The organism is Arthrobacter sp. 35W (assembly GCF_000482545.1).
In the GTDB taxonomy this organism is placed as follows: domain Bacteria; phylum Actinomycetota; class Actinomycetes; order Actinomycetales; family Micrococcaceae; genus Specibacter.
Genome location: NZ_KI519455.1, coordinates 1,835,577 through 1,855,422 on the forward strand (window position 1 = coordinate 1,835,577; position 19,846 = coordinate 1,855,422).

17 protein-coding genes and 1 tRNA gene are annotated in these 19,846 nt (G+C 67.1%); 7 read left to right on the forward strand and 11 right to left on the reverse strand.

Features of this window, described 5'->3' with window-relative positions:
- The first annotated feature begins 119 nt into the window (after window positions 1–119).
- Complete coding sequence (locus tag K254_RS24495; protein ID WP_081710286.1) at window positions 120–1,370, forward strand: MFS transporter; 1,251 nt, start codon at window positions 120–122, stop codon at window positions 1,368–1,370.
- Here K254_RS24495 and K254_RS0120405 read toward each other — a convergent pair.
- The 3 genes from K254_RS0120405 to K254_RS24500 all read right to left on the reverse strand — a co-directional run bounded on the left by K254_RS0120405 (window position 1,367) and on the right by K254_RS24500 (window position 4,989).
- Window positions 1,367–2,599 (reverse strand): amidohydrolase family protein, encoded by a 1,233-nt coding sequence (locus K254_RS0120405; protein ID WP_035751168.1) that lies wholly within the window; start codon window positions 2,597–2,599, stop codon window positions 1,367–1,369. The two genes, K254_RS24495 and K254_RS0120405, sit on opposite strands and share 4 nt — an antisense overlap.
- A 109-nt stretch (window positions 2,600–2,708) precedes the next feature.
- On the reverse strand, window positions 2,709–3,512 hold the full coding sequence (gene otsB, locus K254_RS0120410; RefSeq protein ID WP_051389444.1) for a trehalose-phosphatase: 804 nt from the start codon (window positions 3,510–3,512) through the stop codon (window positions 2,709–2,711).
- Window positions 3,502–4,989: an alpha,alpha-trehalose-phosphate synthase (UDP-forming) gene (locus K254_RS24500; RefSeq protein ID WP_051389515.1), complete on the reverse strand. Its 1,488-nt coding sequence runs from the start codon at window positions 4,987–4,989 to the stop codon at window positions 3,502–3,504. Before K254_RS24500 ends, otsB begins: the two co-directional genes overlap by 11 nt.
- 192 nt (window positions 4,990–5,181) lie before the next feature.
- On the opposite strand from K254_RS24500, the gene K254_RS0120420 reads away from it, so the two are divergent.
- Window positions 5,182–6,075, forward strand: coding sequence for a DsbA family protein (locus tag K254_RS0120420; RefSeq protein WP_026556895.1), 894 nt, complete (start codon window positions 5,182–5,184; stop codon window positions 6,073–6,075).
- A 145-nt stretch (window positions 6,076–6,220) separates the two neighbouring features.
- Window positions 6,221–6,294, forward strand: a tRNA-Thr gene (locus K254_RS0120425).
- A 129-nt stretch (window positions 6,295–6,423) separates the two neighbouring features.
- On the opposite strand, the gene K254_RS0120430 is transcribed toward K254_RS0120425, so the two are convergent.
- The 7 genes from K254_RS0120430 to K254_RS0120460 are packed head-to-tail and all read right to left on the reverse strand — an operon-like array spanning window position 6,424 to window position 14,159.
- Window positions 6,424–7,167, reverse strand: coding sequence for an SDR family NAD(P)-dependent oxidoreductase (locus K254_RS0120430; RefSeq protein WP_026556896.1), 744 nt, complete (start codon window positions 7,165–7,167; stop codon window positions 6,424–6,426).
- Between the two features lie 4 nt (window positions 7,168–7,171).
- The gene (locus K254_RS0120435) at window positions 7,172–8,323 is read right to left on the reverse strand and encodes a dihydrodipicolinate synthase family protein (protein WP_026556897.1); all 1,152 of its coding nucleotides are present in this window, start codon (window positions 8,321–8,323) and stop codon (window positions 7,172–7,174) included.
- A 5-nt stretch (window positions 8,324–8,328) separates the two neighbouring features.
- Window positions 8,329–9,207 (reverse strand): sugar phosphate isomerase/epimerase family protein, encoded by an 879-nt coding sequence (locus K254_RS24505; protein ID WP_051389445.1) that lies wholly within the window; start codon window positions 9,205–9,207, stop codon window positions 8,329–8,331.
- Window positions 9,204–10,340: a Gfo/Idh/MocA family protein gene (locus K254_RS24510; RefSeq protein WP_051389446.1), complete on the reverse strand. Its 1,137-nt coding sequence runs from the start codon at window positions 10,338–10,340 to the stop codon at window positions 9,204–9,206. Before K254_RS24510 ends, K254_RS24505 begins: the two co-directional genes overlap by 4 nt.
- Window positions 10,337–11,719, reverse strand: a complete 1,383-nt coding sequence (locus tag K254_RS24515) for an MFS transporter (protein ID WP_196811023.1) — start codon at window positions 11,717–11,719, stop codon at window positions 10,337–10,339. Before K254_RS24515 ends, K254_RS24510 begins: the two co-directional genes overlap by 4 nt.
- 59 nt (window positions 11,720–11,778) lie before the next feature.
- The gene (locus K254_RS0120455) at window positions 11,779–12,783 is read right to left on the reverse strand and encodes a zinc-dependent alcohol dehydrogenase (RefSeq protein WP_026556898.1); all 1,005 of its coding nucleotides are present in this window, start codon (window positions 12,781–12,783) and stop codon (window positions 11,779–11,781) included.
- Window positions 12,780–14,159 (reverse strand): FAD-dependent oxidoreductase, encoded by a 1,380-nt coding sequence (locus K254_RS0120460; RefSeq protein ID WP_026556899.1) that lies wholly within the window; start codon window positions 14,157–14,159, stop codon window positions 12,780–12,782. Before K254_RS0120460 ends, K254_RS0120455 begins: the two co-directional genes overlap by 4 nt.
- A gap of 217 nt (window positions 14,160–14,376) precedes the next feature.
- On the opposite strand from K254_RS0120460, the gene K254_RS24520 reads away from it, so the two are divergent.
- Together K254_RS24520 and K254_RS24525 are read left to right on the forward strand one after the other, a co-directional pair.
- Entirely contained in the window at window positions 14,377–15,381 is a 1,005-nt protein-coding gene (locus tag K254_RS24520; RefSeq protein ID WP_051389448.1) for a LacI family DNA-binding transcriptional regulator, read from the forward strand.
- 174 nt (window positions 15,382–15,555) lie between these two features.
- Window positions 15,556–16,215, forward strand: coding sequence for a DUF998 domain-containing protein (locus tag K254_RS24525; protein ID WP_081710291.1), 660 nt, complete (start codon window positions 15,556–15,558; stop codon window positions 16,213–16,215).
- On the opposite strand, the gene K254_RS25070 is transcribed toward K254_RS24525, so the two are convergent.
- On the reverse strand, window positions 16,212–16,712 hold the full coding sequence (locus K254_RS25070; RefSeq protein WP_026556900.1) for a hypothetical protein: 501 nt from the start codon (window positions 16,710–16,712) through the stop codon (window positions 16,212–16,214). The genes K254_RS24525 and K254_RS25070 overlap by 4 nt on opposite strands.
- A gap of 73 nt (window positions 16,713–16,785) precedes the next feature.
- On the opposite strand from K254_RS25070, the gene K254_RS0120480 reads away from it, so the two are divergent.
- Both K254_RS0120480 and K254_RS0120485 read left to right on the forward strand, forming a co-directional pair.
- Complete coding sequence (locus tag K254_RS0120480; protein WP_026556901.1) at window positions 16,786–17,508, forward strand: GntR family transcriptional regulator; 723 nt, start codon at window positions 16,786–16,788, stop codon at window positions 17,506–17,508.
- Between the two features lie 148 nt (window positions 17,509–17,656).
- Window positions 17,657–19,813, forward strand: coding sequence for an alkaline phosphatase family protein (locus tag K254_RS0120485; protein WP_026556902.1), 2,157 nt, complete (start codon window positions 17,657–17,659; stop codon window positions 19,811–19,813).
- Window positions 19,814–19,846 lie beyond the last annotated feature (33 nt).

The following is a 19,846-nucleotide window of genomic DNA, read 5'->3' on the forward strand; positions in this document are numbered from 1 at the left end:
TGGTGGCAGTCTATGCGGAAAAGTCAATTTGGTATGCCAAACTTATAGCCATTGGATCTGCAGGTCCCGGAAATACGACACTCTGCGTCAAAAGTTTTAGAATTAGGTATACAAATAAGATGACAGTTCTTGAGCAGACCACCACGGCCACAGCACCGGTCCGCAGTGCTCCGGCCGCCCTGCGCGGGCGGACCCTGAGCCTGGTGGCGCTGCTGCTGGCCACGCTGAATCTGCGGCCCGCCATCACCACCATGGCGGCGGTGCTGGAGGATGCCGGCCGGCATTTTGCCCTTGATGGGCTCCAGCTCCTGCTGCTGAGCATGCTGCCGGTGCTGGCCTTTGGCGCCACGGCTCCGCTGGCCGGCGTGCTCGCGCGGCGGATTGGTGTGGAGCGGACCATGGGCTGGGCGCTGACTGCCCTCGGCGCGGCGCTGGTGGCCCGGGTGCTGGCGGGGCCGCTGCTGCTCCCGGCCACCTTTGCCAGCGGTGCCGCGATCATGGTGGTCAGTGTGCTGGTGCCCCAGGCGCTCAAACAGTACGGAGCCAATGGCTGGTGGACCGGGCTGGCCTCCGTGGGCTTTGGCGTGGGGGCGGCCCTTGGCGCCGGCCTCATCAGGCCGCTGCAGGGACTGGCGGGTGGGTCGCTGGAAACGGCGCTGGCCCTGTGGTCCGTGCCGGCGCTCGCAGCTGCGGCGCTCGTGTTCCTGGCCGCAAGCCGGAACCGGCAGGGTCCGGCTCCGGCACCAGCCGGTTCCAACAGGGGAGCCGTGTCAGCATCCGGCCCCGGCACGCTGCGCGTCCTGCTGGCGCAGCCGGTCGCGGTGGCCCTGATGTTCTACTTCGGCCTGCAGGCCCTGATGTACTTCTCCGTGACGGCGTGGCTGCCCAGCCTGCTGGTGGGCCGGGGAGCCACGCCGGCCGATGCCGCCCTGATGCTGGCCTGGTTCAGTGTGGCGGGCGTCGTGCCCACCTTCCTGATGCCGGTGCTGGCCAGCCGTCCGGGCTGGCTGCGCATCCTGCCCGCGGCCATTGGCGTGGCGGTGCTGGCGGGCTTCCTCTGGTTGATGGTGGCCGACGGGCCCTCGCTGTTCGCGGTGGTGGGCTTCCTGGGGGCGGCCGAAAGCGCCGCCTTTGGCATGGCGGTGGCACTGGTGGTGCTGCGGTCTGCGGATCCGGCCACCGCCGGTGCCATGTCCGCGCTCAGCCAGGGCGGCGGCTTCGCGCTCGCGGCCGGCGGCCCGGCGCTCATTGGCGGCCTCCACCAGATGACGGGCGATTGGGCTCTGCCCGTTCTGCTGCTGGCCGGCTTCGCCGCCCTGCTGGTCGTGGCCGGCGCGGCGGCGGTGCGCGGCCAGCAGGTGCGGAGCTAGACCAGCTGGAGTTGGTCGGCCACCACCCGGCCCCGGTGGATCACCGTGCGGTCCAGGGAGCGGTCCATGACGGCGGCACTGACGCATTCGCCCTCGACGATGACCAGCTCCGCGGGATCGCCGACAGCGGTGCCGGGGCGGTCCGCCGTCGAGGCCAGGCGCGGGACGCTGGGGTCCAGGATGGAGGCGCCGCCCACGGTGGCAATGGCCAGGGCGTGCCCCAACAAATCATCGGCACGGAAGCCGTTGGCGAAGGCGAGCTGCCAGGTGCGGTCCAGCAGGTCGGCGTTGCCGTAGGGGGACCAGTAGTCGCGCTGGCCGTCCTCGCCCAGACCCACCCGAACGCCCGCAGCAACAAGGTCCGCCAACGGAAGCTGGTAGCGGCCGCCCGGGGCAACGGTGGCGGTGGAGATGTCCAACTCGGCCCAGGTTTCGATCAGCCGGCGGGTGTGAGCCTCGCTGACGCCCCAGAGCGGGTAGCCGTGCGAGATGGTGACGTTGCCCTGCATGCCCAGCGCCTTGGTGCGCTCGGCGATGAGATCGGCACTGAAATGCCCCAGCTCGCCGGGCTCGTGCAGGTGGATGTCGATGGGCACTTGGTACTTCTCGGCCAGGCCAAAGACGATGTCCAGGTGGCGCACCGGGTCCCGGTCCAGCGTGCACGGGTCGATGCCGCCCATGACGTCGGCGCCGTTCTTCAGCGCCTCCTCGATCAGCGCGGCGCTGCCGTCCTCCAACAGCAGGCCGGCCTGGGGGAAGGCGATGATCTTCACCTCGGCGCGGTCCTTGTGGGTCTCGCGGGCGGCGGCCACGGCCTCGAAGCGTTCCAGCCCGCAGTCCATGTCCACCTGGGCGTAGCCGCGCACCCGGGTGGTTCCACGCTCAATCATCATGCGCAGCGTGGTTTCGGTGCGCTCACCCATGGACGCCTCGGCATCGCGCCAATTGTTGCGGTCGTTCATCATCATGCCCCACACGCCCGGAGCTCCGGTGTGCTCACGGAACGGCAGCCCCAGGCGCGTGGAATCCAGGTGCACGTGGACATCGGAGAAGGAAGGGATCAGCAGACGGCCGCGGCCCTCCACGACGACGCCGCCCAGCTGCGCCGCCGGGCCCTGGCCGGAATCGGAGCCGGAGGCGGTGATGGCGGCAATGCGGCCATCGGCCAGTACGACGTCGCTGAGCTCGCCGCCCCAGGGGCGGACCTGCCGGAGGACTGTTGAAGACATGAAGAAGCCTTTCACCATGGGAGGGAGTGTTTTGTATTCCAAACATGGCAAGGCTACCGCCAAAAGCCCAAAATCGGCAGCGCTGAGTGCATTTGGGTATACCAAATGCTTATTGTTGCGTTCGGCTCCATCGTTCCCGGCCGGCCAGCAGCTGCTCCAGCACGGCCGGAAGCCCGGCCGGGGAGGGGATCCTGTACCCCGCTGCTGTTTCTCCGGGACCCACCTTGACGCCCACGTCACCGGTGCCCAGTGCGGCAAAGGCATGCTCATCCGTGACATCGTCGCCGGCAAAGAAGACGGCCGTGGCCGCCGCGGCATCCCGCAGCAGGCCCAGCCCCTGCCCCTTGTCGGCGCGGACGACGGCGGCCTCCAGCACGCGCTTGCCATCGGTGAGGTGGATGCCGGAGCCCGCAGTGAGCGCCGACCGGGCCGCGGCAATGGCGGAGTCGCCGACGGCGTCATCGGCCTGGCGGGTGTGCAGCACGGCGCCGGCAGGTTTGTATTCAACGGCGGTGCCGGGGTGCTCGGCGGCCACGGCCTCCAGCGCCGCCACCACCCGTGACAGTGCATCCTGTTCGGCATCGGAAAGCTCCAGCGGTGCGGCGCCGGGGCCCAGCCAGACCTCGGCGCCATGGCTGCCTACCAGCAGGGTCGCTGCCGGCGGGCCGGCAACCAGCCGCAGACTGGCCAGCGCCCGCCCGGAGATGAGCGCCGTCGTCGTCCCCGGCAGGGCCGACAGTGCGGCAAATGCGGTGGCCGACGCCGGCAGCGGCCGGGCGTCCTCGGGGCGCGGCACCAAGGGGGACATGGTGCCGTCGAAATCCAAGGCAACGAGCAGCCGCTCGGTCTGCGCGAGCGCGGCGATGGCGTGCTGCAAATCCGCGGGGATTGCCACGGCGCCGTCAGAGGCCACTGGGCTGCTCCGCGTCCCGGCCGTGGGACCGCTCGGCGGCCATGCCGGCCAGCGTGGACAGGAAGTCCCGCGACCAGCGCTGCACATCGTGGTCCAGCACCTGGCGGCGCATGGCGCGCATCCGCCGGCTGGCCTCGGCCGGACGCAGGCCGATGGCCTTGGTGATGGTCTCCTTGAGGCCGTCGATGTCGTGGGGGTTGACCAGCAGCGCGGCCTTGAGCTGGTCCGCGGCGCCGGTGAACTCGCTGAGCACCAGGGCCCCGGTGTTGTTCACCCGCGCGGCAACATACTCCTTCGCCACCAGGTTCATGCCATCGCGCAGCGCGGTGACCAGCATGACGTCGGCGGCCAGATAGAGGGCCACCATCTCCTCCACCGGGTAGCTGTGGTGCAGATAGCGGATGGCCGTGTTCTGCATGGTGTCGTACTGGCCGTTGATCCGGCCCACCATGCCATCCACCTCCTCGCGCAGCAGCCGGTAGCTCTCCACACGCTCGCGGCTGGGGCTGGCCACCTGGATGAGCGAGGCGTCCTCCACCTTGATCAGGCCGTCGTGGAGCAGTTCGCCGTAGGCCTTCAGCCGGTGGGGGATGCCCTTGGTGTAGTCGAGGCGGTCCACGCCCAGCAGGATGGTCTTCGGGTTGCCCAGATCCTCGCGGATCTGTTTGGCCCGGGCAATGACATCGGGCCGGACGGCCAGCTCCTGGATGCGCCCGACATCGATGGAGATCGGGAAGGGCTCGGCACGGGAGGCGCGCGGCTGGCTTTCGCCGGGGGATTCGAGGTTCACATGCCGGGCCTTGACGGTGGCGCCCAGGAAGCGGCGCGAGCAGCGCAGGAAGTTGGAAGTGTCGTTGGGCCGCTGGAATCCGATCAGGTCAGCGCCCAGCAGACCCTCGAGGATCGACTGGCGCCAGGGCAGCTGGGCGAAGATCTCCGGGGGAGGGAACGGGATGTGGTTGAAGAAGCCGATCATCAGATCGGGGCGGAGCTGGCGCAGATAGCGCGGGACCAGCTGCAGCTGGTAGTCCTGCACCCAGACGGTGGCGCCCTCCGATGCGGCCGTGGCCACGGCCTCGGCAAAGCGCATGTTGACCTGGTGGTAGGCATCCCACCAGGTGCGGTGGAACTCGGGCGGTGCAATGACGTCGTGGTACAGCGGCCACAGGGACGCATTGGAGAAGCCCTCGTAATACAGCTCAACCTCGTCGGAGGACAACGGCACCGGCACCAGGTGCATATTCTCGTTGTCGAAAGGTTCCAGCGTTTCGTCCGGGGCACCGTGCCAGCCCACCCACGCGCCGTCGTGCCCGGCCATCACCGGGGCCAGCGCCGTCACCAGACCGCCGGGGGAACGGCGCCAGCCATGGCCGCCGTCGTCGTCGGTGGTCCTGTCCACGGGCAGGCGGTTGGACACCACGACGAAGTCGTAGTGTCCCCGGACGGCCTGCGGCGGTGGTGGACCTTGGCGGACGATCTGGCTCGGACGGGTTTGAGGATTCGGCAACCGTTGCTCCCACTCATTTGAGGGTTACTTTGTCCCAGAGTAGCCCTTTCACAGCACCGGGTGGCCCTGGCTGCGGACTACAAGCTTGCTTCAAGGTTTCTCGCCTAGACTGAACCAGATGCCGTCGCGCGGTGCAGTCCGCGCCCACAGACACGAGGAAATATGAGCCAGAAGAACGATGACTCACGGCTGTCGAAAGCCGAACGCACCGCCCAGGCCCGCGAACAGGCCCGCGTCATCCGCGAGGCGCAGGCCAAAAAGGAAAAGCGCAACAGCTGGCTGATCCGCGGCGGTGTCCTGGTGGCCGCCGTGGCAGTTGTCGTGATTGTGGCCCTGTTCATTGTGCAGGCCCAGAAGACCGCCGAGCCCATCGCCAACTCCGGTTCCGTTCCGGCCAACGCCAACGCCTACGGCGGCGTCACCCTGGCCGCGAACAACGCCGTCGTACCGCCGACGACCACTGCCACGACCGTGGACAAGGCCACGCTGCCCGCAGCGCCGGCCACGGCCCCGGCCGCCGCTACCGACCTTGAAGGACTTGGCATTGCCAACTCCGGCGACGGCAAGCCCGTGCAGATTGTGGCGTACATCGACTTCCTCTGCCCGCATTGCAAGAACTTCGAGGACACCTTCTCCGGCCAGCTGAAGCAGTGGCAGGACGCGGGCAAGGCCACCGTTGAGTACCGCCCGACCGGTCTGCTGGACGTCTACACCACCACCAACTACTCCTCGCGTGCCGCCGCAGCTGCCGCCTGCGTCGTGAACACGGCTCCGGACAAGTACAAGACCTTCATGGATGCCCTCTTCGCCCAGCAGCCTGCGGAGAACGGCCCCGGCCTCTCCAACGACCAGCTAAAGAAGATCGCCTCCGACGCCGGCGTTGACGTCGGCAACTGTGTCGACTCCAAGACGTACCGTCCGTACGCGGCCTTCACCACCGCCAGCGCCACCTCGCACGGCATCAACGGCACGCCCACCGTGTTCGTTGACGGCCAGCAGTGGAGCACCGGCGACTTCGGCACCTTCGCCACGGCGATTGTGGACGCCAAGAAGTAATTTCGTTCCCCTGTACAACAGGCCGGGCCCGCAGCATTCGCTGCGGGCCCGGCCTGTTTTCGTGATCGGTGCCTGCCTGGGCTAATCTTGTCTAGCGCCAATGGTGCGTGTCTGTGGCCTGGGGGCCGCACGGCACGCGGTGCATGCCTCCTTAGCTCAGTTGGCCAGAGCACCTGTCTTGTAAACAGGGGGTCGCCGGTTCGAATCCGGCAGGGGGCTCCGTCTGAAAGGCCCCGGTTCCTTGCACTGGCAAGGGAACGGGGCCTTTTTTCTGCTTGAGGCTTGGGCCCATTCCCTCCGGGCCATGCGGCTTATCGACCGGCGAGGTCCGGCCGCGATTTGATGCCGTCAGTAGGTGGCCCTGCCTCCGGAGAGGTCGTAGATGAACCCCGTGGTGTAGGACGCAGCCGGAGAGATGATGTATTCGACCAGCGCCGCTGCCTCCTCTGCCGTCCCCAGGCGGTGCATCGGGATGCGTTGCAGATCTGCTTCGGTTGGCGGCAGCGCACTGACGAGTGGGGTGTCGATCTTCCCTGGCGCGATCGCATTGACTGTCACTCCAGACGTGGCGTATTCCTTCGCCAAGGCCTTCACGAGGCCCGTGATTCCCGCCTTGCTGGCGGAATACCCCGTCATCCCCGCCACGCCTTCCTTTCCAGCTGTCGATGAAAAGTGGACAAGCCGGCCGAAGCCGTTGGCCGCCATTACGGGGAGCACCGCCTGGGACAGCGAGAACGCCCCCACAAGATTGATGCGGACCAGCCGCTCGAACTCTTCGAGCGTTTCCTCGCTGGAGGGTTGGATCTTCCCGAGGATCCCGGCCGTGTTGATGACAACATCTAGACGGCCAACCAAGGAGATTGCCTTTTCAACAGCCTCGTGGACGGAGCCGGGGTCGGAGATGTCGATGGGCAGCTGCGGATACTGGGCCGCGGCATTGGGCCAGGTGGCCGATGGAAGGTCGGCTCCGACCACGCGGCCCACCTTGGTGCTGAGCAATTGCGCCGTCGCCTGGCCGATGCCGGAGGCGGCGCCGACAACCAGGCAGCCAAGGCCGGACATCGTCAGGGCGGTGCCATTGGGGGTGGACATTGGCTCAGACTCCCTGTGCTTGGAAGTAGGCGGTTGCGCGTGCGGCGGACAGTTCGGGATCAGGGAACAGCCCGATGCTGTTGGCGGATTCAAAGAGATCCGAGAGGTGCAGGAGCGAGCGGCCGGATTCCAGGCCGGCGATCATGCGGAAATGGTTCTGCCATCCGGTGAGGTAGCTGAGCCAAACGACGCCGACCTTGTAGTACTGGGTCGGGGCTTCGAAAATGAGGCGGCTGAGCGGGACGGTGGGTTCGAGGATGCGGCGGAACCCGGCCACATCGCCGTCGTCGAGCTTGGCGAACGCTGCCGAGGCGAAGCGGGGGACCGCGGCGAATGCACCCAGCAGGGCATCGCTGTGGCCATGGTCGTCCCCGGCGATGAGATCGGCGTAGTTGAAGTCATCGCCGGTGAACAGGCGGACGCCTGCCGGGAGCCTGCGGCGGAGGCTGATCTCATGATCCTTGTCGAGCAGCGAGACCTTGATTCCGGCGATCTTGTCCGTCTTTGACCGGATGAGTGTGAGAACGGTTTCGGTCGCTTCCGCAATGGCGTGGCTTCCCCAGTACCCTTCCAATGCTGGATCGAACATTGAGCCAAGCCAGTGCAGGATCACGGGGCGCCTGGCCGCGTCCAACACCTTGGCGTAGACGGTGAGGTAGTCGTCTGCGTTGTTTGCCGTGCGGGCAAGGTGGCGGCTGGCCATCATGACAACGCTGCCGCCGGCGCCCTCGATCTCGTCGAGTTGTTCGATGTAGGCATCGGTGACTTCTTCGAGCGAATGGGCAGTGGGGTCCAGCTGGTCGGTGGCGATGCCGACGACGACGGAACCGCCAGCGCTTTTCGCCTCGGCCAGTGTGCGCCGTGCGAGATCGAGCGCCGTTGCAGGGCCGAGCCCCATGCCCCGCTGTGCGGTGTCCATGCTCTCCGCGACGCCAAGGCCGAGGTTCCAGAGCGAATGCCGGATGTTCAGGGTGGCGTCCCAGTCAATGGCTGTCGGTGATCCGGTGCTGGAGCGGAGCGGATCGGCCACGACGTGGCCGGCGGCGTAGGCGATGCGCGAGGTGGGCGGAGTGCTGCGGGTGTCCAGCACGGCCGATTCGCGGAGTTCGATGGTGCGGCGCCGGCCGGTGGCGGCGGGAAGCTCGATGGTGGTCAGGGTTTTCATACGGGTTGGCGCTCCAATTCGTTGAGGGGCTCGCCGACATGGCGCTTGAAACCGTCCACGGTGCGGCTGATGATCGTTTCCAACGGCAGCTTCCAGATGTCCTCGTTGAAGATCTCGACCTCGACGGGGCCGGTGAACCCCGCGCGGCGGATCGACGCGGTGAGGGGGGCGAAATCGGTCTCGCCGTCGCCGGGAAAGAGGCGGCCGAACATGTTCTCCGGCGTCGGCAGGGGCAGGGCGAAGTCGCTGACCTGGTAGCCGGCGATGCGCGCTCCGGCCGCAGCGACGTCGTCATGGAAGTTGGGATCCCAGAATGTGGCGTAGGAATCGATGAGGATTCCGACGGACTCGACGGGAAGCCCCGCCACAACGCGCAGCGCCTGGGCGATGGTGGTGACAACGCTGCGGCTGCCGACGAAGAGCGGGTGCAACGGTTCCAGTGCCAGCCTCACCCCGGCTGCCCGGGCATGCGGTTCAAGTTCCTCCAAAGCGGCGCGCACCCGCAGTTCGGCGCTGCGGATGCCGCGGTCGCCGGCAGGAAGGCCGCCGGCGATGAAGGTGAGCATGGGGCTGCCGACGTCGTACGAGAGGTCCAGCGCCCGTTTGACGCCGTCGATCGCCGCCCGCAGCTCGGCCCCTTCCTTGTCGGCGACGAATCCGGCCCGGCAGACCGAGCTGACGGACAGGCCGGTGTCGGCGAGCAAGCGCTTGGTGCGGGCCATGCCGATCTCTTCCACCGGTTCAATCCAGAGGCCGATGTGGCGGATGCCGGCCCGCATTGCCGCTTCCGCTATCGCAACCAGCGGGTACGGGCGGGTGGTGGCCTGGTTGAGGCTCAGTTCCATGGTTTTGCCTTCCTGGGCGGGGTGGCTCATCGGCTTGCCATTGCGTCGGCGGCAAAGGGTTCCAGGTGCGGGAACCGCGGCGATCCGCCCGCCGTGGTGCCGGTGCCGATGCTGACGGGGCGGCCGGCCCGGGCCGACTCGTAGACGGCGGCGACGATCTGCAGGGATTTCAGAGCCTCGCTGCCGCTGACGGCTGGTGCCCGGCCGGCGCGGACGGCGTCCACGAAGTCTGCGACCTGGAGACGGTGCAGGGGCAGGAGCCGTGCATTGACCTCGGCAACCGGGACGTCCCCGCTGAGGCCGTCGGCAAACACGGTTCCGACGTGTTCCTCCCCGGGCACGGTCCACAGGTCGTTGATGGCGTCGGAACCCTCCGGGTACTCGGTGACGTTCACTGTCGCCCCGTTGCTCCCGGTCACGATGATGCGGGTGCCCAGATTCGGGGATGCAGCCACCGTGGCACTGAGGGTGGCGATGGCCCCGGAGGCAAAGGTGATGAGGGCTGCGGCGGTGTCTTCAACCTCGATGGTGCCGCCAAGGACGAAGGTGCCGGCCTTTGCGCTGACTTCCACGGGGTCGCCCATGAACCACTGGAGGAGGTCGATGTTGTGGATGGCCTGGGTCATAAGCACCCCACCGCCGTCCGCGGCCCAGGTGCCGCGCCAGGGGGCGGCGTCGTAGTAGTCGGTGCCGCGGTGCAGGAGCACCTGGCAGTGGCCGAGCATCGGCTGGCCCAGGCGGCCGTCGTCGATGGCCGCCCGCAGAGCCTGGGCTCCGGGCCAGAAGCGGCGCTGGAATACCACTCCGAGGGTGACATTGTTCCTGTCTGCGGCCTCGACCATCCGTTCGGCCGAGGCGGCGTCGGTGGCGATCGGCTTTTCGCACAGAATGTGCACCCCGGCCTCCGCCGCTTCGACCACGACAGCCTCATGTGTCGGATGCGGCGTGCAGACGCTCAAGGCGTCGATGCCCAGGGCGATCAGTTCGCGGACGGAGCCAACAGCATGTGCAATGCCGCGTTCGCCTGCGAAGGCCTGCGCCCGCCCCAGGTCGACGTCGCAGACTCCGACAACGTCGACGCCGGACAGGGCGGAATAGGACTGGAAATGGTTGTCGGAGATGTTTCCGCAACCGACGATCCCGACGCGGAAGTTCTGGCTCATGAGTGGGCTCCTGGATTCTTGGTGGTGGAGGAAGACGGCGAACGGGAGGTCGAGATCGCGGCACCCAATTGGTCCAGCGGCACCTTGGAGGTTTCTTTTGCCGTGAGGGCCGTGGCGACGGCGATCAGGGCAATGATGGCCGAGATGACCGCGACAGGCATCCAGTTGGTCGGGTTGCTTGCTGTCAATGCTGTGTAGATCGTCGGGGCGAAGCCGGCGGCGATCAGGCCGATCTGCAGGCCCAGAGCCATGCCGGTCTGGCGGACTTTGAGGTTGAACATCTCCGCGAAGAACGACGGGTAGGTGGCATTGATCGCCGCATAGGCGCACGCAACCGAGAGGAACCCGGTGGCGAACAACAGTGGCACGTTGCCTGATTGGATCGCGGCGAAGTAGCCAAAGATCATCACGGCACAACCGATGTTGCCGCCGATGAACACCGGCTTGCGCCCGATCTTGTCCGAGAGCATCGCCAGGAACGGCTGGGTGATGAGCGCACACACGTGGCTGACGATGAGGACCCACAGCATGGTGCTGCGCGGGATGTCGTAGACGGTGGTGGCGAAGGACAGTGCAAAGACCTTGATCACTGTGTCAATGGCGAATGCGAGCGAGCAGAACGTGACACGGACAATGGCCCGCCAGTGGGAGCGGAAGACTTCAATGATCGGCACCTTGACCAGGGCGTCATCCTCCTTGGCTTCGAGGAAGGCTTCGGGCTCGGAAAGCTTCGCACGGATGATGAATCCGGCGATGGTGACGAGCGCACTGAGCAGGAACGGGACACGCCACCCCCAGCTGAGCAGTTGGTCTTCGGGCAGCGCCGAGATCGGCACGAAGACGAGGGTGGCCAGGACGAAGCCGCCGACGATGCCGTTGGGAGCCGAACTTGTAAAGAATCCGCGGCGTCCCTCCGGGGAAACCTCGATGGTCAGCACGGTGGCTGCCGCTGTCTCGCCACCGACGGAGATTCCTTGAAGAATGCGCAGGGTGATCAGCAGCATGGGCGCCCACGCACCGATCTGGGCGTATCCGGGCAGGCAGCCGACCAGGAAGGTGCACGTTCCCATCAGGATGAGAATGAACACGAGCACCTTCTTGCGGCCGATGCGGTCTCCGAAGTGCCCCAAGAGGATTGCGCCAATCGGGCGGGCCACATACGAGACCGCGAAGGTGGCCAACGCTGCAAGCGTCGCGACCCCACCGGCCTCGGGGAAGAAGACTTTCCCGAAGACAAGGGCCGCAGCCAGGGCGTAGATGTAGTTGTCGTAGTATTCCAGCGTGCCGCCGGCCATGCTCGCCACTGCTGCACGGACGGGACTGTTCTTGCTTTTGCTGTGTGGTGGGTGGGCCACCGGGGCTTGTGTCGAGGTGTTCACTGACTTCTCCTTCATTGCAGATTCAGTCTGTTCCAGCGCCGATTGAGGCGAGGCGGGGACTAGGGGATGATGACGGTTTTCCCTCGGCCAAGGTGTCCATGGGCAAAAGCTTCAATCGCGGCGGGCGCGCTGTCGAGCCCCTGGACGATATCGACAGGGAGGGCGGTGAGCCCGTGGCGCGCGACGAGCCCGGCGGCCACGTGGAGGTCCTCCGTGGTGTAGCAGAATGTTCCGGTGAGGGTGAGCTCGCGGCGCACAAGATCCGCCGCGGATGGCATCGTCCCCCCGTGGGCGAGGCCGACGACGCAAATCCTGGAACCTGGTTCAACCAGGTCCATGGCCGCGGTGATGGTGGAGCCAAGGCCCACGGTGTCGATGGCGACATCCCATCGCTCCGCCGGTGCTTCCCCGGGGGCAATGGCCGTGACCCCGTATTCTGCGATGGTCGCCCGGCGGACCTCATCAGGTTCAACGACAGTGACGCTGCCGGCGTGGAGGTTGCGGGCCTGCAGGGCGCAGGCCATGCCGATCGCCCCGCCGCCGATGATGCCCAGCCGTGCCCCGGCTGTGACCCCGGCACGCGAGCAGGCATGGACGCCGACGGCGATGGGCTCTACCAGGGCGAGGGCCCGCGGATCGGATGCGCCGTCGACGTCGATGGCGCGTGCCGGGTCGATGGCGATGTGGCTTTGGAGCCCGCCGTCGATGTCGATGCCCATCAACTTGCGCTGGGGGCACCGGCCGCGGGAGCCCGTGGCGCATTCCCGGCATTCGCCGCAGACAATGTTGGGATCGACGGCCACGTGCTGGCCAATGGTCCAGCCGAGGACTCGCTCTCCAACGTCCACGATGGTGCCGCCGAATTCGTGGCCAATGACAGTTCCAGCGGCAACCCTGGCATTGTCGCCCCGCCACACGCTGATGTCCGTTCCGCATACTCCGATGCTCTCGACCCGGACCACGATCGTGCCCGGTGCTGCAGTTGCCGACGGCGCCCGATCCTCGACGGTGAGCGTTTGGGCCCCCGTCCACGCGACGGCCCGGGTGAGGGTTGGGGTGCTCATGACGCAGACACCAGACGGCCGCCGTCGAGCATCCCTGAGGTCTGCGCCAGGGCGGCATCGGCGGCGCGCCGGCCAAAGACGAATCCGAAGACGAGTCCTCCCACATATCGCAGATCCTGTGCACCGCCCGCGTCGGCGCCCGCGGCGAACAGGCCCGGGACGGGGTTGTTGTCGCGGTCCAGAACCTGGCTGTCGCCGTCCACCCGCAGTCCGCCGAACGGGATGGTGATGCACGGCTGTATTTCAATGGCACGGAACGGGCCGGTCTTCAACGGGCTGGGATTGGCCGGCAGCGGCGCGTCCAGGGCGACCGATTCGCCGACGGAGGCCTGCTGGTAGTTTTCCAGAGTGGTGGCGAGGCCGGCCCGGTCCACACCCCAACCGGCAATGACGTCCATCAGTTCCTCGAGCGTGTCGGTTTCCGCGGTTCGGGCACCGAGAGCCGTTGCTTCGGCGTGGCGGTTCAAGGCCATTCCGCTGGGGTACGGAACCGCCAAAGCGCGCTTCTGCTGCACCTCGTCGTCCCAGATGAGCACACCACGCTGGCCGGGCTGGCGCACCACAAACTGGTTGGAGACCTCATCGCCCAGTGACTCGTCCGTGAAGCGCCGTCCCAATCGATTGACCACGATGCCGTAGGCGGAAAAGTAGAGGGTCATTCGGAGGAACACCTCGGGAGAGACCGGCAGCGGGCTCGGGAGTGTGTGGCCGTAGAATCCGGAAAGGTGGCGGCTGGCGGCACCGCCGGCGGCGGTGCCAAGACGGAAACCGTCGCCCACCGAATGCGGGTTGCTGCGAACGGCGACGTCGTCGGCGCCGTTGCCGATGAACTTCTGCTTGAGCTCGGGGTCGCCCTGGAATCCACCGGTGGCGAGCACGGCAGCCTTGCCCAACGCCGTGCGGTTTACGCCATTGTGGACGAATGCGACTCCCGCGACCCGGCCTTCATCGAGGATGAGGTCAACGTTGCTGACCTTGGTGAGGACACCGCCGCTGCTGCCGTCGACCTTAGCCGTCCACTTTGCGAACAGGTCAAGGATGTTGATCTTGCAGGCACGCCCCCATTCGAGGTGGTCGAGCCACTCGTCGCTGACACTGACGCCGGCGGCGCGGACGTCCTCGACGGCCTGCTCATAGCCCTTGACCACCAGCGGGCCGATGACCGGGTCGCCGTCGGGCTGGATGCGGCGGAGAACGTCTACATTCGGTGCCGTCCAGAGGATGCCCGCCGATAGGGCAGCGGATCCGCCCACGGCGTCGCCCTTCTCCAGCAGCAGGACGCGGGCGCCGAGGTCAACGGCCCGGTTGGCAGTGGCAAGCCCCGCTGCGCCCGCGCCGACGACAATCACATCGAAGGGTTCTGAAAAGTCAATCATGGTGTCTCTCCTTTGAGTCAAGCAATGAAGGTCTAGTTCTACATGGATAACGTTTGCCGCTAAGTCTAAGAGTCAGGTGGTAGCAGTGGAGAACGTTTTCCATTACGCTAGTGAGTGCCAGGTCACTCTGTCAATAGCAATGTCCCAGATCGGCCGGAATCGTTGCCCAGCAGCCCCTCTAGACTGGAGCGATGCCCACCTCGAAGGAGTCGGAACAATGGCCACACTGCGCGAGATAGCCGAGCTTGCCTCCGTTTCCGTTGCCACGGCATCGCGGGTGCTCAACGGTTCGGCCCAGCATCACCCGGTGTCACGGGACGTGCAGGCCAGCGTGCGGGCTGCCGCCCAGACACTGGGCTACACGCCCAGCGCTCCCGCGCAGGCCCTCAAACAGCAGCGGAGCAAGATCATCGGGGTCATTGCCAGCGACATTCTCGACCCGTACTTCGCCGAGATGACCCGGGGCATTGAGATCGAAGCGGCGAAGTACGGATACGTCACCATCTTGGCCAACGCCAACCGCGACCCGGACCAGGAGCGCACCAAGTTCCGCGTCCTGAGGGAACACCAGGTATCCGGAATCATTTTCTGCGGCAGCGACATTGAGGGGTCTCCCGGAACTGCCGAGCTGGCCCGGGAGGTCAACCTCGCAGTGCGGTCCGGCACGCGCGTGGTGGCGCTGGCGCCGCGTGGGTTTGATTCCACAAAGATCGTTATAGACAACGTTGCTGCGGCCCACGAGCTGACCCGCTACGTGCTCTCACTGGGCCACCGGAACATAGCCTTCATTGGTGGGATTCCTGGCCTCTCGGCTGCTGAACAACGGATCGACGGCTACCGTGCCGCGATGTTCGAGGAGCAGGCGCACCCCCACGTCCTGGGCTTGTCGGGAATGAGCCAGGAGTCGGGCAAGGACGCGGTCACGCAGCTCATCGCGTCGGGCCCGCTTCCCGACGCGATTGTCTGCGCCAATGACGAGGTGGCCGTCGGTGTGCTCGCACATCTGTGGGGTTCGGGGTACAAGACTCCTGATGATGTCTCAGTGGTGGGCATTGGTGGCGCGCGCAGCGGTGCCGTCTTCGGGCTCACCACCATGACCCTGCCCCTTGTTGAACTTGGCGGCCTTGCTGCCAGGTACATCGCCACAGCCGGCACGTCGCCGGAAGTTCCTGCTGCCCCCCGGTTCGAACTCCACGTCGGCTCAACCTCGGCTCCGCGCTAGCTGCGCCAGCCGCGGTTGTTTCCGGTGCCTGCTGGGCGCTCGTCGAAGATTAGACCGTTACAGTCCCCAATCGAGGCAGCAGTAGTGGCGGGTTCAGACCGGGCAAAGCCGCCACAGCTGCTGCCTCGAAATGGATTGCGTCCCCGGTGGTCTTCCTGTGCGAGGGTGGGGTGCATGACAGTGGCCACCGCAGTAGACGTCCGTCGGCGTGAAGCCCGGCGGCGGCATGCCACGGCCGCCATGGTTGGGGTCCTGGTCTACATCGCGGTGGACGTGGTGCTGCGGTTCCTGCCGCCGCACTACAGCGTGATCCACGAGGCGGAAAGCAACCTCGCGGTGGGTCCGTTTGGGTGGATCATGGCACTGAACTTCCTGGGCCGGGCCGCCACCACGCTCTTTCTGGTGGCGGCGATTGGCCGGAGCGGACCGGCGACACGGCTGCGGCAGACCGGCATGGTGCTGCTCGCCGCCGGGGCGGCAAGCTCCGCCGTCCTGCCGTTCTTTCCCACCGACGTCGGCCCCGGCAGCGAGATGGGTTCCGGGAGCCACACTTCCACTGGACTCATCCACCTCTGGATCGCCGGTCTCGGGTTCCTTGCGGCGCTGGCCGCCGTCATTGTGCTCACCATGTGGCTGCGCCGCAGCCCTCCAATGGCACGGGCGGTTCCGGGTGCGCTGTTCTTCGCGGCCTTGGCCTCCCTGGGGCTGCTGTGGCTCGGAATCAGCGGTGGATTCATGGTGGGGCTGCTGGGACTCGCCGAGCGGCTTTGTCTGGCGGGGATCCTCGGCTGGGCGTTTGTCGTGGGTCTGGCCATCCGGCGCCAGGCCCGCTAGCGCTGTGTCCTGGCCCTCAGGAAGGCTGTGAGTCCTTCCTCGCCCCGGCGCATCAGCCCGTCATGGGCGAAGGTGAACGCCGGGCCGGCCACCGGTTTGAGCAGCTCCATCCACCGTTTGGTGGTCCGCACCCGCCATTCGATGTCCATCTTTGTCGCCGTGGCATTGATGGGCGCCAGGACCACGCGGCCGACCCCGTCCAGATCCCCGCCGGCGTCGAACACCACCTCGTGCGGGGTCCTGACGCTCGTGGGGTGGAAGGACACCGTCAGGGTGTAGCCCAGGGATGCCTTGAAACGAAAGGTGGACGTCGTCGCCAGCAGCCGCTCCTCGGCAGAGCTCCCGGCACCGTCCCCCCGCACCGGCGGACGCGCCACTGTGCATCCCCGCCACCAGTCGGGCCAGGACATGTCGGGATCTGCTATGACATCCCACACCTCCTGCTGGGTGTTCGGAATCGTCCAGGAGGAGGTGAGGTCGTAGAGACGGGCCGTCATGGGGAAATTGTTGCACGGACCACAGACCGCAGACCACGGAAACTGTGGCGGAATCTCTGGGAGGATGGGGGGCATGACGGCCCAATATGCCTTGATCTCCGCCGAGCTGCGGCGGCGCATCATCGCCGGGGAGTTCGCCGTCGGCAGCCGGCTCCCGAGCGAGGCAGCCCTGGCGGCGGAGTTCGGCGTCACGCGTTCCCTGGTGCGCCGGGCCATGGCGCAGCTGGCGAGGCAGTCGCTGGTCCGCTCCAGCCCGCGGGGAGGCTGGTTTGCCCAGGCGCCGCACCAGATGCAGGAGCTTGACCGGATGCAGTCGTTCGCCCAATGGGCGCAGGCGGGTGGCCGGGTTCCGGGAGGCCTGGTCACCGAGCGCGGGCATCGAGGGGCGACAGCCCGCGAAGCCCAAACGCTGGGCATCCGGCTTGATGAGCCGCTGCTCTGTTTCACCAGGGTGCGCACTCTGGATGGCACATCTGTGATGGTGGAGCGCTCCGTTTGGGCGCCGTGGGCCGCGCCGGTGATCGAGCAGTTCCCGGATGACGGACCGTCGACGACGGCGGCGCTGGCCGCCGCGGGGATCCACGTTGCGCTGGGGCACCACCGGATCGAGGCCGTTGCCGCCTCGCAGCAGGACGCCGAACTTCTGGGGGTGCGGCGCTCCAGCCCGCTGCTGCAGGTCAGCCGGGTCACGACAACACGCGATGGCCGTGCCGTTGAACTGGGGGAGGACCGCTACCGCGCCGGAACGATCGCGTTTGAGGTCAACGCCGGGGAGAGCACACGCACCGTGGTGTAGCGGCGGCATCCGCCCAGTGCGCACATTGGGCCCGCGGGTTTTGCCGCCGTCGGCTGTTGGCCCGTTTCGACGCCCGTTGTTCACCAACGGTTCTTCTAGCCTTGGTTTCCTGAAGTTGGTCTAGACCGAACCCGAACTAAGGAACCACATGTCCAGCGAGCCCGAAGACTTCACGCCCGATCCGTACGAACGCGCGCAGAGCATCCCTGCCGAGATCCTCCGATCCGGCCTTTCGCGCCGTGGCATGCTCAAGGCCCTGGGCCTCCTCGGCGGCGGGGCCGCCCTCAGCGGCACGGCGGCGGCAGCCTGGGCGCAGCCGTCGCAGGCGCAGGGCGCGGCCCAGTATGCGCTTCCTGCGGGCTTCAAGGGTGACATCACCGACATCAAGCATGTGGTGGTGCTCGTGCAGGAGAACCGCTCGTTCGACCACTACTTCGGCGCCCTGCCGGGTGTGCGCGGCTTCAACGACAAGCAGGCGCTGCGGTTCCAGAACGGCACAGACGTCTTCTCCCAGCCGAACGGCTCCTCCTTCGTGAAGCCGAAGCGGGTCACCACCGTGGCCGGCACCACCACCGGCCTGGACCACTCCTACTCCGGTGGCCTGAAGGCCTGGTCGCAGGGCCGCTACGACAACTGGATCGGTGCGAAGGGCGCTGCGACGATGCAGTACGTCACGGGTGAGGAAATCCCCTGGCAGTGGTCGCTCGCCAGCGCCTACACGATCTGCGACGCCTGGCACTGCTCGGTCATCGGCCCCACCACCCCCAACCGGCTCTACCACTGGACCGGAACCTCCAACGGCACCACCGCCAACGGTGGCGAGTCCAACGGCACGCGCACCTGGCAGACCTACCCCGAAGCGCTGCAGAACGCCGGCGTCTCCTGGCGCATCTACGTCGACAACTCCAACAACGGCAGCAGCTGGGTGGGCGATTACACCGACAACCCCATCCGCGGCTTCTCAACCTTCACGACGTCGGGCACGACGGCGACCGACGCCGCCAACCGGGCCGACGCCGAAAAGAACGCACCCGGAACGGGCCTGATCTGGCGCGCCGGGTCGAGTCCGTACAAGGCGACAGGCGCCCCGAACAACGACAGTGACGCCAACCTCAACGCGGTGCTGAAGGACTTCATCGCCGCCTGCCAGCCCGGTGCCGTGAACCCGCTGCCGCAGGTCTCCTGGATCGTCGCACCCTACAGCTGGTCCGAGCACCCCTCGGCCAACCCCGAGCACGGCGCGCACTTCAGCAACCGCGTCATCTCGACGCTGCAGAGCAATCCGGAGCTGTGGAAGAACACGCTGCTCATCATGACGTTCGATGAGAACGACGGCTACTTCGACCACGTACTGGCCCCCTATGCCGAGCCCGGAACCCCGGGGGAGTACTCCGGCAGCACGCCGCTGGGCTACGGCCCGCGCGTCCCCGCCATCCTGGTCTCGCCCTGGACCCGCGGCGGCTGGGTCAGCGGCGAAACCTTCGACCATACCTCCATCATCCAATTCCTTGAGACGTGGACGAGCGCCATCGGCACGCCGGCGCGCAGCACCACGATCACCGACTGGCGCCGCGGCATCAGTGGCGACCTCACCAGCTCGATGGACTTCGCGAACCCGGTGTTCGACATCCCGCAGCTTCCCGACACCGAGGCGCTCGTGCAGATTGCCCGGGCCGGCGGCACCATCGCCAGCCAGGTGCCCGAAGCCGACAAGTGGGACGGCGGCACGCTGCGCCACCGCCCGCTCTCGTTCCACCCGCACGGCACCTTTGTCGAAGACCGCGCCACCGGCACCGTGGCCGCCAAGCTCTCCCTCGTGGGCGGCCCGGTCGGAAAGGCCGTCAGCCTGCAGGGGTTCCCGGACAAGTACGCAGCCTTCGCCAACACGCCCCACACCGTCACTGCGGCAGCGCCGGCCACGTACGACTGGGATGCGGCCAAGTACGACGGCAAGTACGCCTTCTCCGTCTACGGCCCCGACGGCTTCGTCCGCTCGCACGCCGGAACCGTCCTGCCGGCCGGGCAGAACAACGGCCCCGTGCCGCGCGTCGACGTCGATCTGGTGTCCGGCGCCGAGCCGACGGTGAAGATCACGCTGCGCAACGACGGGCTGCAGCCCGTGCGCTACATGCTCAGCGCAAACGACTACGTCGGCGGCACGCACAGCGTCTGGGTGCAGCCCGGAGCGAACGAAACTCTCCAGTGGCCCACCTCGGAGGGCTACTACGACGTTGTCCTCACCGCCGCCACGGGCACGGGCTGGCGGCACCGCTACGCGGGCCGCGTCGCCCAGCTCCCGGCCTAGGCGCCACAAGACCCTCCCACCCCAACTCGCCAG